Here is a 14,001-nt window from a genome sequence, read left to right as displayed (position 1 = left end):
CGAAGGATGATCAACCACAGCCGGACTTAACAAGCCACCAAGAAGCGGCAGGGCGCGTGACGATCTGCGCAAAAAGTACCGCTCCCGCCCGTTGTCGGCGGGAGCGGCGGGGTTATTAGAGGCGCGAGCCGGTCGTGTAGCGCGCGCGCTCCTCATGCACCTGGTCGGCGGTATAGGCCGGGGCGCTGTCGTCGAAGCTGGTCCAGCCGGACTCGCGATAGCTCGCGCCGCGGCTCTGCGCGTCGACCGAGCGATTGCGCTCGAGCACGGCTTCCGCTTCGCTCACCAGCTCGTCGGGTACCTTGGCGCTGACCAACGAACCGCCGCGACGGACGCCCTCGGCATAGACGTGCGCGTCATTCTCGTCATGGCCGGCGTTCTTGAGCGCGCCGACGATGCTGCCGGTCGCCGCGCCGCCTGCCGCGCCGATGCCGGCACCGGCTGCGGTTGCAGCGAGCCAGCCGGCCGCGACGATCGGGCCGAGGCCGGGAATGGCGAGCAGGCCGAGACCGGCGAGCAGACCGCCGGCACCGCCGAGCACGGCGCCGGTCGATACACCGCGGCTGACGTCGCCATGGTCGTTGATGCTGTCATCGTCCTGGTCGACGTGCTCGCCGTGGCGCTTGTCGGCATTGCTGGCGACGATGCTGAGATGGTCGTGGGGGACGCCGATCGTCTCGAGCTCGCGGATCGCATTGGTCGCGTCGGCATAATCGTCGAACAGGCGCGTGATGGTCTGGGTCATTAAATCTCTCCTGGAAACAATGGGCTCGATCAGCGGCTGGTGACGTTGCCCTTGTAGTCGAGCATGACGGTCGCGCGCTTGCCTGCCTTCATCGCGGTGCCCTGCCACAGGCCGTCGCGCTTGGTCAGCTTGGTAATGCCGGTATAGCCGGCTTTGGCGAGACGGCCGCGTGCCTGATCCTCGGTGAAGGAGTTCGCGCCCTTCGCGGGGGCGGCGATCGTGTGCGGCGCGCCATTCTTCACGGCGGGGTTGTGCGAGCCGGTCTGGGCGGTCTGCGCGACGGCACCGCCGGCGAACAGGGTCATGGCGGTTGCCGCGATCACATAACGAAACATGGACGTCTCCTCTTCAGATGCCGGCCAACGCGCGGCACCGAGAAAAGGGGACAAGCCCTTGAAAAGGAACGTTAGCGCTCGATCGCTGGTTGGCGATGGGACGAGGTGGCCGATCGCGCCGCCGATTTTTTCCCCAATCATCGGACGCATCATGCCCAAGCAGATCAAGGCCATTCTCTTCGACATCGACGGCACGCTGGTCGACAGCAACGATTTCCACGTGCTCGCCTGGGAAGAGGCCTTCGCCGGGATCGGCGCCCGCTTCGACCGGCAGACGATCCACGACCAGATCGGCAAGGGCACGGACAATTTGGTGCCGACGCTGCTTCCCGATCTCGACGACGACGCGGTCGAGAAGCTCGGCGACGCCCACGGCGCGGCGTTCAAGACCAAGTATCTCGATCGCGCCAAACCCTTCGCCGATGCGCGGGCGCTGCTCGCGCACGCTCATGGCAACGGCCAGCAGGTCGTGCTCGCCTCATCCGCATCGGGCGAAGAGCTCGACCATTATCTCGGGCTGCTCGATGCCCGCGCGTTGGTCGGCGAGGCGACCAGCGGCGACGACGTCGAACAGACCAAGCCGGCGCCGGACATCTTCGCCACCGCGCTCGCCAAGCTCGACGGGCTGGCTCCCGACGAGGTGATCGTCGTCGGCGACACCCCCTATGACATCGAGGCGGCGGCGAAATGCGGCATGGCCGCGGTCGCGGTGCGCTCCGGCGGCTTCCCCGATGCGGTGCTGACGCGCGCCGGTGCGGTGGCGATCTACGACGATGCCGCCGCGTTGCTGGCCGATTATGCGGCGTCACCGCTCGGCGCCGGTAACCCGACCGCCTGAAATTCGCCGGTCCGATGTAACCCATGCGGGTCAGCGCGCGTTACATAGTATTGCTGATCCGAAGGACATCGATGCCGACACCCCGTCCCGCCGAACGCGGCGCCATCCTCGAAGCCAAGCGCAAGTTGAAGATGGCGCGTTCGACCCATGCCTATGTCCGGGGTAACACGGTCAAATTCTACGAATGGCTGGCGGAGTCGCGAGCGTCGCGGCACGTGCCCGAAGGACCGGCGATCTGGATCTGCGGCGATTGCCACCTCGGCAACCTCGGGCCGATCAACGACGGCGACGGACGGATCGCGATCCAGATCCGCGACCTCGACCAGGCGGTGATCGGCAATCCCGCGCATGACCTCATCCGCCTCGGCCTGTCGCTGGCGACCGCGGCGCGCGGCTCCGACCTGCCCGGCGTCACGACCGCGCATATGATCGAGGAGATGGTGACCGGCTATGCCCGCGCGATGCGCGATCCCGGCGGCGACGACAGCGGCCCCGAACCAGACGTGGTGCGCAGCGTCAGGCGCCGCGCGCTCGGTCGGCGCTGGCGCCATCTCGCCAAGGAGCGGCTGCGCACCGCCGAGCCGACGATCCCGCTCGGCGACAAATTCTGGCCGCTCGACGGCGAGGAGCGCGGCGCGCTCGCGGCGGTGCTCGCCGAGCCCGACGTCACCGCGCTGGTCCTCGCGCTCGACGACAAGGATCGCGATCGCACGGTGCGGCTCGTCGATGCGGCCTATTGGATGAAGGGGTGCAGCTCGCTCGGCCTGTTGCGCTTCGCGGCGATTGCCGGATTGAAGAACGCCAAGGGCCGGTCGGATTATGCGCTGATCGACCTCAAGGAGGCGACCGCGCCGATCGCACCGGCGGCGCGGGGCGCGACGATGCCGGCCGATCAGGCGGTGCGCGTCGTGACCGCGGCACGTGCGCTGTCGCCGCATCTCGGCAGCCGGATGGTCGCGGCGCGGATGCTCGACCGGTCGCTGTTCGTGCGCGAACTCTCGCCGCAGGATCTGAAGCTCGAGGTCGAGCAGTTCAGCGCCGGCCAGGCGGTGAAGGCGGCGCATTATCTCGCCTTCGTCGTCGGCAAGGCGCATGCGCGGCAGCTCAGCCGCGACGAGCGCGCCGATTGGACGCGAGTGCTCGATGCCGACCGGCGCGGCGCGATCGACGCGCCGGGCTGGCTATGGGAAAGCGTCGTCGCGCTCTCCGGGCTGCATGAGGCGGGCTATCTCAATCATTGCCGGCAATATGCGATGGGCGCCTGACGGCACCCGTCGGATCACCGGAGCAGGCGCTGGAGCCGGGGGCGGAGACGCAGGAAGCGGCGATACGCCCGTTCCATGACTCGCAACGCCAACGGCTGGCGGGCGAGCAGGCCGAGCGGGCGCAGGAGCGGGATCGCGCGCCACATCGCGGCGAAAGCGGCTGCGCCGGAGAGCAAGGTGCCGTTCTCGCTGGCGTGGAACCGGTCGAGCAGCGCGCCGCGGTCGATCGGGCAGATGCTGTCGGTGTCGGCCGCATCGACGAAGGTGATCGCGCCGCGACGGTCGAGCCGGCGCATCAACGCGATCTCCCGCCGGCATAACGGACAATTGCCGTCGTGCCAGACGGTGACGCCGGTAGCGGGAATGGGGGGTGTCATTCCCCCTCAATGGCTCGGGCGTCGCGCCGTTCCCCCGGCCGCAGGACGCCGGCGTTCAAAAACGCCCCGTCATGCCGGATCATGTCCGTCATGACGGGGGAGGTGGGGGACGCCTTTGAAGCCTTAGTCCGGGTCAGAACCGCGCGCGGACACCCAGACGGTAGAAGCGGCCCAGCGTGTCATACAGCGCCGGATTGACGTCGAGGCCGGTGTTGGTCTGCGGCGAGGCCTCGGGATCGTGATCGAACAGATTGTCGACCTTGAAGAACATGCTGACTTGCTTGGTGACGTTGAGCGAGCCGCCGATGTCGAAGTAGAAGGCGCCCTTCATCTTGTTATAGTCGATCGTCGGATTGTTGGCGGTCGAGACCGGGCAGGCGGTCGAGCAGACGACATATTGATTGCCGAACACGCCGTCGCTGAACCAGCGCTCCTGCAGCAGCAGGCTGAACTGGTCGTTGTCGTAGCTCTGGATCGCCAGCCACTTCCAGCTCGGCGTCGCGCCCGAATTGGCGCCGGCGCTGTCGACCGGGATGGTACCGGGCAGGCCGGGATCGGTGATGAAGTTGATGACGTGGGTGCCGAGGCCGCGCAGCGTGAAGTTGCCGCCGAGGCCCAGCGGATTGCGCCACTGGTAGCTCGCCTCGATGTCGAAGCCCTCGGTCTTGATCGAGGCGAGGTTGAACGACTGGACGTTGACGAACGCGGTCTGGTTGCTGCCGGGCGCGATGTCGAGATTGAACGCGCCGCAGGTGTCCGGCAGGTTCGAGATGTAGCACAGATTGACGATCTGCTGCGCCGACAGGCTGGAGACGACGTCGCTGACCTTGATCTTGTAATAGTCGAACGACAGGCTGAGCCCCGGCAGCCAAGACGGGCGCGCATAGACGATGCCGGCTTCGGTGCTGCGTGCGGTCTCGGGGCGCAGATTGGGATTGCCGATCGTGTTCTGGATGATGAGCAGCTGGCGCCCGTTGGGATTGGCCGCCGTCGTGCGCGGATCGGTGAAGTTGGGGACGGTGGTCGTCGTCGGTGCGGCGAACAGTTCGGACAGGTTCGGCGCACGTACGTCGCGCGACGTGACGGCGCGCAGGCGCAGGCCATCGAGCGGCGTTTCCCAGGTGCCGCCGACCTTCCAGGCGTAGATGACGCCCGAGGTCGAATATTTGGTCGCGCGGCCCGCGCCGTTGATGCTGGCCTTGCCCAGCGCCGCCGAGTCGAGGATCGGCAGGTTGAGTTCGAGGAAGCTCTCGTAGACGTGATATTTGCCCGAACCGTTCTTGTAGTTCCCGGCGTACCAGTTGCTGCCGATCGTCGAGTTGAGGATCGGATCGGCCGGATAGTCGGCCGAATTGGGGCTGATCGCCGATACCCCGGCGCCGTACGGATCGGCGTTCACGCGATAGGCCTCGCGCCGGTATTCGACGCCCATCGCGATCGCGAGCGGACCCGCCCACAAATCGATCGGCGTGCCCGAGATGCTGGCCGCGGCGGCATCCTGCGTCTGGCGGGTATGCTGGAACGGGCCGTTCTCGGGCACGACATAAGCGAGCGCCGCGGCGGATGGCGCCGCGCCGCCGAAGATGTTGATCGGCTGGCAGCCGTTGGCACGCGCGGTCGCATTGGCGCAGACGATCTGGCCGTTGAGCGTCGTCGCGTTGATCGCCTGATTGTACCGGCCGTTCAGGCTGATGTTGTCGACGTTGATGTCGGTGATGTTGATGCCGTGTTCGTAATAGATGTCATAGGTCCAGTTGGACCCGAGCACATCGGCCTTGCCCTTCAGGCCGCCGACGAAGCGATACTGGCGGCGATCGGTATTGACCTTGATGTTCGGCAGGATCGCGTTGCTGAGGCCGTAGCCGAAGGTGGTGATGCCGTTGGCGGCGCAGGCGGCGCTGACCGATGCGGGCAGATAGGGGTTCGAACACTGGATGGTCAGGCCGGTCTTCGAGGCACCGGGGTTGGGCTGGTTGCTGGTCTTGACCTGCGCGATATTGGCGGTGACGTACAGCTCCGTATCCGGCGCGATGTCGTAGCCGACGCGGGTGTAGCCGTTGATCCGCTCGAGCGCCGATTGCAGCGACGTGCCCGATCCGACATGGCCCGACTGATCGCCGCCGACGCAGAAGCCGACGTAGCAACCGATGACGTTGCCACCCGCGGTCTTCGACGGCACGCCGTTCGATCCGTACTGGAACGGGAAGGGGTTGCCGTTGAAGTCGAATGCCGTGCCTTGCAGCGGGCCGCTGCTGATCAGGCCATATTTCGTATATTGATAGGCCTGGGCATGGTCGCGGTAGAGGAATTGCGGCGTGCCGCCGGCGCGGTTGCCGGTGTCGACCAGCGTCGAGGCGCGATACCAGTCGCGGCTGCCGGCGAGATCTTCGCCGAAATTGCCCGGGCCGACGCCCTGATCCTTGGCATATTCGCCGCTGAGGATGACGTGCAGCTTGTCGCCCGCGAACGCCTTGCCGACCGCGAGCTGCGCCAGCACCTGACCGTCGTCGCCATACGTGGTGACGCCGGTCTGAAGGTTGCCCTTGACACCGGTGAAGCGGGTATCGGTGATGAAGTTGACGACGCCGCCGACCGCATCCGATCCGTAGGAGGCGGAGGCGCCGCCGGTGACGATGTCGACGCGCTTGATGAGCAATTGCGGGAACTGGCTGATGTCGGTGACGCCGGTGACGTTGGCGCCGATGACGCGCTGTCCGTCGAGCAGCGTCAGGGTGCGGATCGTGCCGAGGCCGCGCAGCGACAGCGAGCTCAGCCCCTGCTGGCCGCTCGACGTGCTGAACGTGCCCGTCGTCGCACCGGTCGATCCCTGCAGCGAGGGCAATTGCACGACGGTGTTGAAGATGTTCGCCTGGGCATTCTGCTGGATCTGCTGTTCGCCGATCACCGTCGTCGGGGTCGGCGCGTTGAAGCCGTTGGCGGTGATGCGCGTGCCGGTCACGACGATGTCGCTCGCCGGCGCCTCGGCCTGCGGCGCGTCGGCGGTGCCATCGGTGGTGGTGGTCGGCTTGGTCAGCTGATCGGGCGCGGCGGGGTCGGCCGAACGGGTCGAATCGGGCACCGCCGACTGGTCCTGCTGCGGCAGCGGCCGCGCGAAGGCCGGCACCGACACCAGCATCACCGCAAGTGCCGCGACGCTGGTAACGTTACCTGAAATGCCTGCAAGCCGTCGCCGATCGCGCGTGACCATCTTCATCATCCATCCCCTTTTTCCGCAGGGTCCGCGCCGGGCTCCACCGGTCTGATTCCCTGATACCGCGATCATTCTAGCCAAAGACGGGCGCCGCGGCATCTACGACCAAAGTCGATTCGTACCGCTTCGGCAGGACGTCAGGGGCGTGCCGTGTAGAGCGCGTGGTGGGTCAGGATGAACAGCGTGCGACCGTCAGCACCGCCGAACAGCAGTTGCAGCGGCCGGTCGGGCACGTCGATGCGGCCCTGCTCGCTGCCATCGGCGGCATAGACGAACACCTGCCCGTTGGCGACGTAGACGCGCCCGTCGGGACCGGCGACGACGCTCTCGCCGCCGCGCGCCGCGAACGGCTTGAGATCGGTCACCGCACCGCCGGCACCGACCAGACCGCTGTAGGTGCGATCCTCCGAGCCATTGGCGAGATAGACGCGCGTCCCCGGGCTGGCCGTGATCAGGCCATAGGTGTCGAGCGTATCCGAGAAGCGCCAGCCGCGGTGATCCGCCGGCCCCTGCTGCCAGACGCGGAAGGCGGGGAGGGCGAGGCTGCCGTCGGGCGAGACGTATTCGCGGGGCTTGGCGATCGCCATGTCGCGCGCGAACATCTCGGCGAGCGTGGTGAAGCGGTCGGTCGCCGGATCATATTGGTCGCGGAACTCGCCGTTGTTCCACAGGCTGCCCGGCAGGACGATCCGCGGGTGGGCTGCGGCCGGACGGGCGGCCAGCACGTCGACCGCGGCGGGGCGCCGGGGATCGAGGCTGTAGACGGTCGCGGCGGCACCGGCGGAGGACAGCACCATCAGCCGGTCCGATCCGTCGACTGCGAGATTGACCGCATCGAGCGGCGCGTCGGACACCACCGACAGGCCCTCGCCGGCGCTCCAGCCGTGGATGCGTTGCATCGGCCGGTCGACGAAATAAAGCTTGCCGGCCCGGTCGACCGCGCCGCCGCCGAGCGCGTGAAAGCCGCCGGCGACCCGCGTCACCGGGATCGCGGTGGAGGGGGCGACGACGGGCGCGTCGGTGACGTCGAGCACCGCGAATTCGCGCTCGCGCACCTCGGCGCCGCGCGTGATGTCGCGGATCGCGTTTTCATACGGATATTTGCTCGCGCGCAGATAGGTGCCGCAGCCGGCGGCGTCGCAGGTGGAGAAGCCGCTTTCCGCATTCACGTGCACGTTGCGGAAGCGGATGCCGGTCGAGCCGGTCAGCGTGATCGCCGCCGGCGCGCCCTGCAGCGAGCGGGTGACGCGATAGGCGTGGAGGTTGGCGAACAGGATGTCGCGCGAGTTGCGGATCTCGAACGCCACCGTGTCGCGGCTCTCGCCCGCCTCCTCCTCGGTTTGCGGCGCGAGGAACTCCCAGTTGCGCACCCGGTCGAGCACGATCTCGGCGCGGCGGTGATGCTCGGCGGACATCTGGTAGACGTGGCCCGGCGTATCGGTGTCGGAGACGAGCAGCCCGGCGGCGGCATAGGTGCTCGGCGTCCACAGGCCGTTGAACGTGCCGCCGCCGCCGTCGGTCACCCACAGGCTGGCATATTGGCCGTCCCAGCGCTGCTTGGGATCGGCATCGCCGCTGTGATCGGCATTATAGGGATCGAAGCGGCTGCCGTCGGCGCGGAAGGTGCCGTGACCGCCCTGGAACTTGACGTCGTCGACCAGCGACCGCTCGCCGGCGCGCCACAGCAAGGCGGTGGCGCGCGGGTTGCGGCCGCCGGTGGCGAGACCGAGGCCGGAAACGATCGCGTCGCCACCCTTGGCGCTGGCGAGCAGCGCGCGCGGGCTGCCGACGCCGCGGAAGGCGGGGCTGTCGTCGGCGAGGACGATCTGGGTCAGGCTGGGGTGGAGGCCGATCAGCACGCTGTCGGCGCGCAATGTCAGCGTATCGCTGACCCGGTAGAAGCCGGCGGGGAAATAGAGCACGCGCCGGCTGGCGATCGCGCGTTGCAGCGCCGCGGTATCGTCGGTGCTGCCGTCGCCGGTGACGCCGAGGTCGCGCACGTTGGTCCAGGCCGCGACCGGCGGCAGCGCGCGGATCGCCGGGGCGGGGCGTTTCGGATCGCGCGCGAGGGGGGCGGCGTCCATCCGGGTCGCGAAGCTGCCCGTCGCGCCGAGCGCCGGTACGGTGAGCCCGTAGTTGAAGGCGCGGACGCGATAGCGGGCACCCGATCCCGCCACCGTCCTGCCGCTGTCGCGGAAGCGCGCGAACACCGGCGTGCCGACCGCGGTCGCATCCTCGAAGCCGATCTGCGTATAGGCATTGCCTTCGTTGCTGATGACGACGCCGGCCTGCGAGACGTTCTCGAATCGGACCTGCTTGCCCCACAGCCAGTCGCCATAGCCACGATCGATCTCGACGCCGACGGGCACGTTGCGGAACACGGTGTTGACCAGGGTCAGACCCGCCTCATGCTCGCGGATCGCGGCGTCGCGCTGGCCCTCGAAGGTCGCATCGAGCAGCGTATATTGCCACGCAGGCGAGGGCTTTTCGGTGAGGATACCGTAGCGGCCGCCGAAGAAGCGCAGATCCTGGCCGATGTTGCCGACCTGATAGATGCCGGCGAGGCCCGAGCCGAGATGGAAGTCGATATGGCTGAGATAGGCGTGCTGCGCGGCGTGGAAGCGCACCGCGGTCGCCGCCGGATTGCCGTCGCCGATCTCGAAATCGACGTTGGCCATCGCCGAATAGAAGGTGCCCGAATTGGCGTCGGCGATGCCCGGATCGAACGGCACGCTGGTCGGCGGCGGCACCGGCACCGGCGGGCGCGGCGGCTCGCCGGGGCGGACGGGCAGCGTGCCGGTGAAGAACACCATGCTGCCGACACCGCGCTGGAAACCGGGCGTCTGCGGCGCGAGGAGGATGACCGGGCGGCGCTTGCCGACCCCGAACAGCCGCACGCCGGGCCGCATGAACAATGTGCGGGTGATGCGGTAGCGGCCGGTCGGCAGGAAGACGAGCCCGCCGCCGCCCTGCGCCGCGACCGAATCGATCGCGCGCTGGATCGCGGCGCTGTCGTCGGCCGTACCGTCGCCCTTGCCCGCGACCGTCACCGCACGCGGGTCGGCCGGTGCGGTCGCGAAGGTGGAGACCGACGGCGTCGCGGCGAGCGACGGCGTCGCGGCGCCGGCGAGCAGCAACGCCGCGAGGGGGCGGAGGCGGCGTGCCGCGCGGGATTTGGCTGTCATCACGGCGTTATCCTTGAAGAAGTCGTGGGGCATCCGGCTATCGAACGGGAGTAGGATCGCGCGCACGACGCGACGATTGCGACAAAGGTCGTAATGGTCAGCCGGGCACGGACGCGGGATAGCGGCGTTATCGTCACGCCGGCAGCTCGGCCGGCCTCGAACGCAAGGGTAGCGCGTGCAGGGACAAGCAGGGACCGATCGCGCATATGCCGTCGTCGTCATGGGCGTGAGCGGCAGCGGCAAGTCGACGCTGTCGACGCGGCTCGGCGCGGCGCTCGCCTGTCCGGTGCTGGAGGGCGACGCATTCCACTCGCGGGCCAATGTCGCCAAGATGCAGGCGGGGCATCCGCTCACCGACGAGGATCGCTGGCCGTGGCTCGACCGGCTCGGCACGGCGCTCGGCGAGGCGGCGCTGGCGGCGCCCGGCCACGTCGCGGTCGCCGCCTGTTCGGCGCTCAAGCGCAGCTATCGCGAGCGGCTGTCCGCCGCCTCGGCGGTGCCGCTGCTGTTCGTGCTGCTCGACACCGGCGCGGCCGAGCTCGCCCGCCGGATGGAGACGCGCTCGGGCCATTATATGCCGCCCAGCCTGCTCGGCAGCCAGCTCGCCACGCTCGAACGCCCGGCGGCGGACGAACCTGCGGTGACTCTCGACGCCGCCCGGCCGGTGGAGGTGCTGACCGCGGAGGCGCTGGCGTGGATCGGCGACCGGCAGCCTACGGCCGCAGGTTCGGACCACCGGATATCCCACCGTTCGCCCTGAGCCTGTCGAAGCCTGTCCTGAGCGACGCCGCAGGCGGCGTCGAAGGGGGCGGAGAGTCTCAGGCCCTTCGACAAGCTCAGGGCGAACGGCGCGGGTAGGGAAACGCCCGGCGACCAGTTCGCCATACGTGAGCAGCCTGTGCCCAACGAGCCCGCGGTGACGTTCGACGCCGCCCGACCGGTGGAGGTGTCTACCGCGGAAGCGCTGGCATGGATCGGCAATCGGCAACCTCCGGTCGCAGGTGCAGACCACCACATATCCCACCGTTTGCCCTGAGCCTGTCGAAGGGCAGGTGAGACTCAGGCACCTATACCGGCTGAAGGCGAACGGCGAGGATAGGGAAACGCTGGGCGACTGAGGGAACCCGGCCTGCCTCACGGCATCAGCCGCTTGCGCCCCTGCGACAGATGCCAGCGCATCGCCAGCGCGGCGCCGTCGGCATCGCGGGTGCGGATCGCATCGACGATCGCGTCATGCTCCGCCATCATCGCGCCGATCACCTCGGGCGGTCGCGAGCGCGAGATGTCGACGCCGGCGCGCAGGATGCGCATCACCTCGTCCTGCAGATGGTCGAACACCGGCACGAAGGCGGAATTGCCCGTCGCCTCGACGATCGCGCGGTGGAGCAGCCAGTCCTCGTCATGTGCCGGCGCGTTCGACAGCAGGGCGCTGCGCAGCGCCGCCAGCGTGCGTTCGATCTCGTCGAGCTGCTGCGGCGAGCGGCGCTGCGCCGCGAGCCGCGCCGCCTCCGATTCGAGCACGAAGCGGACCTCGTAGGTGCCGAGCGTCTTGGCGAGCGCGTCCATCGGCATGTGCGTGCTGAGCCGTTCGGACGGCCGCCGCTGCACGTAGGAGCCGGCGCCGCGCCGCGCCGCGGTGATCCCGTCCGAGGCGAGCCGCGCCAGCGCCTCGCGGACGATCGTCCGCGACACGCCGAACGAGGCGGCGAGCCGCGATTCGGAGGGCAGGCGGTCGCCGATCGCGAGCCGCTCGTCGTTGATGATGGCGACGATCGCGGTGTACGCGCGATCGACCAGCCGGACTTCGCTCATGGCTGTCTTCCCCCGCACGTGTCAGACGACATAACTGAGCGCGACCACCAGCGCGAGCCCGACCACCGAAATCGTCGTCTCGAGCAGCGACCAGGTCCTGAACGTGTCCGCGGTGCTGGTGCCGACATAGCTTTTCACCAGCCAGAAGCCGGGATCGTTGACGTGGCTGAAGAACACCGAGCCCGCGCCGATCGCCAGCACCACCAGCTCCGGCGAGACGCCCGATCCGGCGACGACGCCCGGCATGATGCCGACCGCGGTGATCGTCGCCACCGTCGCCGACCCGGCGGCGAGGCGGATGCCGACCGCGACCAGCCAGCCGAGCAGCAACGGCGACACCGCATACATCAGCACCAGCCGTGCGAGCAGATCGGACAGGCCGGCGCTGACCAGCACCTGCTTCAACGCGCCGCCGGCGCCGATCGCCAGCAGGATCGCGCCGGCGGCCGCCATCGTCTCGTGCCACACCGCGTCCTGGATCTTCGCTTCGCGCAGCCGCCGGCCGAACAGCAGGGGGAGCGCCAGCAGGTTGGTGACGAGCAGCGCGATCACCGGATTGCTCGCCGCGACCAGCCAGCCGGTGCCCTTCAGCCCCGGCGCCATCTGGCCGAGCTCGCCGGTGGCGATCAGCAGCACCGGCAGCAGCACGATCGCCAGCGACGCCAGCCGCCCCGGCGTCGCGAGATCGAGCCGGTGGTCGTGAAGCAGCGGCGGCGCGAGGCGGACCCCCGGGGTGACGAATCGTGCGAGCACCGGCCCGGCGAGGATCGCGGTCGGGATGGCGATCAGGATGCCGTACAGCATCGTCTTGCCGAGATTGGCGCCGAGCGCCTCGACCGCGAGCAGTGGGCCGGGATGGGGCGGCACCAAAGCGTGGACGACGCCGAGTCCGGCGAGCGCGGGCATGATGAGCCGCAGCTTGGCGGCGTCGCGATCGGCATCGTCCGCGCCGGCCATCGCCTCGGCGGCGGCGACGACGATCGGCAACAGCAGCACGAGCCCGGTTTCGAAGAACAGCGGCAGGCCGATGACGATCGCGATGCCGAGCGTCGCCCATGGCGCGGCGCGCGCGCCGGTCAACCGCAGCGCACTCTGCGCCAGCGCCGCGGCGGCGCCCGACAGGTGCAGCATCGCACCAAGCGACAGGCCGAGCGCGACGACCAGCCCGGTGCCGCCGATGATGTCGCCGACGCCTTTCTGCACCGCCTTGGCGATATCGGGCAGCGGCAGCCCGGCGAACAGCCCGACCGCGAACGCGCCGCACAATAGGCCGATGAAGGGATGCAGCCGCCCGCGCACGATCATCAGCACCGCGAGCAGGATGCCGGCCAGCGCCGCGACGACGAGCCGGATGTCCGCGCCGGTCATCGCGACACCGCCGCGGCGGGGGGAAGGTTCGACTGGGGGAGTGTCCCCACCCATCTCGTCACCCCGGACTGGTTGGGAACTTCCGCCGATCTCCACCAGTGCTCCTGCGAAAGCAGGAGCCCAGTGGTCCCGGGCACCGTAAGGCGTTGTTCTGCTTGGCCCTGGGTTCCTGCGTTCGCAGGAACACTGCACAGCGGCAGAGACCGAGTGGACGTTCGCCGGGATCTCCGACACGCCCGGAGGGACGACTTGCGCGGAGACAGCGTCTGCGTACCACGAACCTGCTTCGGCGACATGCGCACTTCGGCGCTGGCCTGCCTGTGCCGCATCGACACCCTCCCTCCGTTTCGGCGACGCCTTCGTCTGCCGTTCTCCTGCTATCTGTAGGACAGGTTTTTGCCGTCCGCCAAGAAAAAAGGCTTGATCCCCACAGGTTGTCGAGATCATACAGGAAATCTGTCTAACCGAATCCGCCCAAACACCGGATCGATCGACCAAAATGGAGCGTCCGACACGGGCGACCGCCGGCTTATGGCCACCAGAGGAGGATGACGATGGAAGGGACTTCCCCGATCGCCCGCCAGCCCGCGATCAACGCCGCTGCGGCGCCGGTTGCGGCCTGTGCGCTCGACCAGTTGACGCCGACGCAGATGAAGGTGCTGCGCGGTGTCCACTCCGGCTTGCTCAACAAGCAGATCGCCTACGATCTCGGCATCGCCGAGGCGACGGTGAAGGCGCACATGACCGCGCTGATGCGCAAGCTCAACGTGCGCAACCGCACGCAGGTCGCGCTGGCCGCACAGACTTTGGGCCGCCGCGCCTCCTGAGCCTCTTCCGCCGGTCCGGCGGACCGTGCGGCACGACC

Annotated in this window: 11 protein-coding genes; 4 read left to right on the top strand and 7 right to left on the bottom strand. The window is 68.6% G+C overall.

Annotated features, from left to right (window positions below; genetic code table 11):
* Positions 1–115 precede the first annotated feature (115 nt).
* Both AC07UH_RS10350 and AC07UH_RS10345 read right to left on the bottom strand, forming a co-directional pair.
* Complete coding sequence (locus AC07UH_RS10350; protein ID WP_495179893.1) at positions 116–745, bottom strand: hypothetical protein; 630 nt, start codon at positions 743–745, stop codon at positions 116–118.
* A 29-nt stretch (positions 746–774) separates the two neighbouring features.
* Positions 775–1,080, bottom strand: a complete 306-nt coding sequence (locus AC07UH_RS10345; RefSeq protein ID WP_038660502.1) for a hypothetical protein — start codon at positions 1,078–1,080, stop codon at positions 775–777.
* Between the two features lie 151 nt (positions 1,081–1,231).
* On the opposite strand from AC07UH_RS10345, the gene AC07UH_RS10340 reads away from it, so the two are divergent.
* Both AC07UH_RS10340 and AC07UH_RS10335 read left to right on the top strand, forming a co-directional pair.
* The gene (locus AC07UH_RS10340) at positions 1,232–1,918 is read left to right on the top strand and encodes an HAD family hydrolase (protein ID WP_038666544.1); all 687 of its coding nucleotides are present in this window, start codon (positions 1,232–1,234) and stop codon (positions 1,916–1,918) included.
* Positions 1,919–1,989: 71 nt separating this feature from the next.
* The gene (locus AC07UH_RS10335) at positions 1,990–3,183 is read left to right on the top strand and encodes a DUF2252 family protein (protein ID WP_495179895.1); all 1,194 of its coding nucleotides are present in this window, start codon (positions 1,990–1,992) and stop codon (positions 3,181–3,183) included.
* A 14-nt stretch (positions 3,184–3,197) separates the two neighbouring features.
* Here AC07UH_RS10335 and AC07UH_RS10330 read toward each other — a convergent pair whose 3' ends face one another.
* The 3 genes from AC07UH_RS10330 to AC07UH_RS10320 all read right to left on the bottom strand — a co-directional run bounded on the left by AC07UH_RS10330 (position 3,198) and on the right by AC07UH_RS10320 (position 9,956).
* A complete protein-coding gene (locus AC07UH_RS10330) occupies positions 3,198–3,560 on the bottom strand; it encodes a thiol-disulfide oxidoreductase DCC family protein (protein WP_495179896.1) in 363 nt (120 codons plus the stop codon).
* Between the two features lie 133 nt (positions 3,561–3,693).
* The gene (locus AC07UH_RS10325; protein ID WP_038660493.1) at positions 3,694–6,774 is read right to left on the bottom strand and encodes a TonB-dependent receptor plug domain-containing protein; all 3,081 of its coding nucleotides are present in this window, start codon (positions 6,772–6,774) and stop codon (positions 3,694–3,696) included.
* Between the two features lie 134 nt (positions 6,775–6,908).
* Positions 6,909–9,956 carry a glycosyl hydrolase family 28-related protein gene (locus AC07UH_RS10320; RefSeq protein WP_495179897.1) on the bottom strand — a complete coding sequence of 1,016 codons (3,048 nt, stop codon included), beginning with the start codon at positions 9,954–9,956 and terminating at the stop codon, positions 6,909–6,911.
* A 220-nt stretch (positions 9,957–10,176) separates the two neighbouring features.
* Here AC07UH_RS10320 and AC07UH_RS10315 point away from each other — a divergent pair, with 220 nt between their 5' ends.
* Positions 10,177–10,716: a gluconokinase gene (locus AC07UH_RS10315; protein WP_495180472.1), complete on the top strand. Its 540-nt coding sequence runs from the start codon at positions 10,177–10,179 to the stop codon at positions 10,714–10,716.
* Between the two features lie 374 nt (positions 10,717–11,090).
* Here the strand turns inward: AC07UH_RS10315 and AC07UH_RS10310 are convergent, their stop codons facing one another.
* Both AC07UH_RS10310 and AC07UH_RS10305 read right to left on the bottom strand, forming a co-directional pair.
* Positions 11,091–11,768, bottom strand: coding sequence for a FadR/GntR family transcriptional regulator (locus AC07UH_RS10310; RefSeq protein WP_038660491.1), 678 nt, complete (start codon positions 11,766–11,768; stop codon positions 11,091–11,093).
* A gap of 21 nt (positions 11,769–11,789) precedes the next feature.
* Positions 11,790–13,136 carry a GntT/GntP/DsdX family permease gene (locus AC07UH_RS10305; RefSeq protein ID WP_495179898.1) on the bottom strand — a complete coding sequence of 449 codons (1,347 nt, stop codon included), beginning with the start codon at positions 13,134–13,136 and terminating at the stop codon, positions 11,790–11,792.
* A gap of 554 nt (positions 13,137–13,690) precedes the next feature.
* Here AC07UH_RS10305 and AC07UH_RS10300 point away from each other — a divergent pair.
* A complete protein-coding gene (locus AC07UH_RS10300; protein WP_038660485.1) occupies positions 13,691–13,963 on the top strand; it encodes a response regulator transcription factor in 273 nt (90 codons plus the stop codon).
* The last annotated feature ends 38 nt before the right edge of the window (positions 13,964–14,001 follow it).

This window comes from Sphingomonas sp. GW821-FHT04B01 (assembly GCF_059420425.1).
The sequence above is the reverse complement of the archived record's forward strand: the minus strand, read 5'-3'. Positions and strand labels throughout refer to the sequence as shown.

Coding starts and splice junctions, on each gene's coding strand:
- AC07UH_RS10350 (WP_495179893.1), bottom strand. CDS start 745: ATGACCCAGACCATCACGCGCCTGTTCGACGATTATGCCGACGCGACC.
- AC07UH_RS10345 (WP_038660502.1), bottom strand. CDS start 1,080: ATGTTTCGTTATGTGATCGCGGCAACCGCCATGACCCTGTTCGCCGGC.
- AC07UH_RS10340 (WP_038666544.1), top strand. CDS start 1,232: ATGCCCAAGCAGATCAAGGCCATTCTCTTCGACATCGACGGCACGCTG.
- AC07UH_RS10335 (WP_495179895.1), top strand. CDS start 1,990: ATGCCGACACCCCGTCCCGCCGAACGCGGCGCCATCCTCGAAGCCAAG.
- AC07UH_RS10330 (WP_495179896.1), bottom strand. CDS start 3,560: ATGACACCCCCCATTCCCGCTACCGGCGTCACCGTCTGGCACGACGGC.
- AC07UH_RS10325 (WP_038660493.1), bottom strand. CDS start 6,774: ATGAAGATGGTCACGCGCGATCGGCGACGGCTTGCAGGCATTTCAGGT.
- AC07UH_RS10320 (WP_495179897.1), bottom strand. CDS start 9,956: ATGACAGCCAAATCCCGCGCGGCACGCCGCCTCCGCCCCCTCGCGGCG.
- AC07UH_RS10315 (WP_495180472.1), top strand. CDS start 10,177: ATGGGCGTGAGCGGCAGCGGCAAGTCGACGCTGTCGACGCGGCTCGGC.
- AC07UH_RS10310 (WP_038660491.1), bottom strand. CDS start 11,768: ATGAGCGAAGTCCGGCTGGTCGATCGCGCGTACACCGCGATCGTCGCC.
- AC07UH_RS10305 (WP_495179898.1), bottom strand. CDS start 13,136: ATGACCGGCGCGGACATCCGGCTCGTCGTCGCGGCGCTGGCCGGCATC.
- AC07UH_RS10300 (WP_038660485.1), top strand. CDS start 13,691: ATGGAAGGGACTTCCCCGATCGCCCGCCAGCCCGCGATCAACGCCGCT.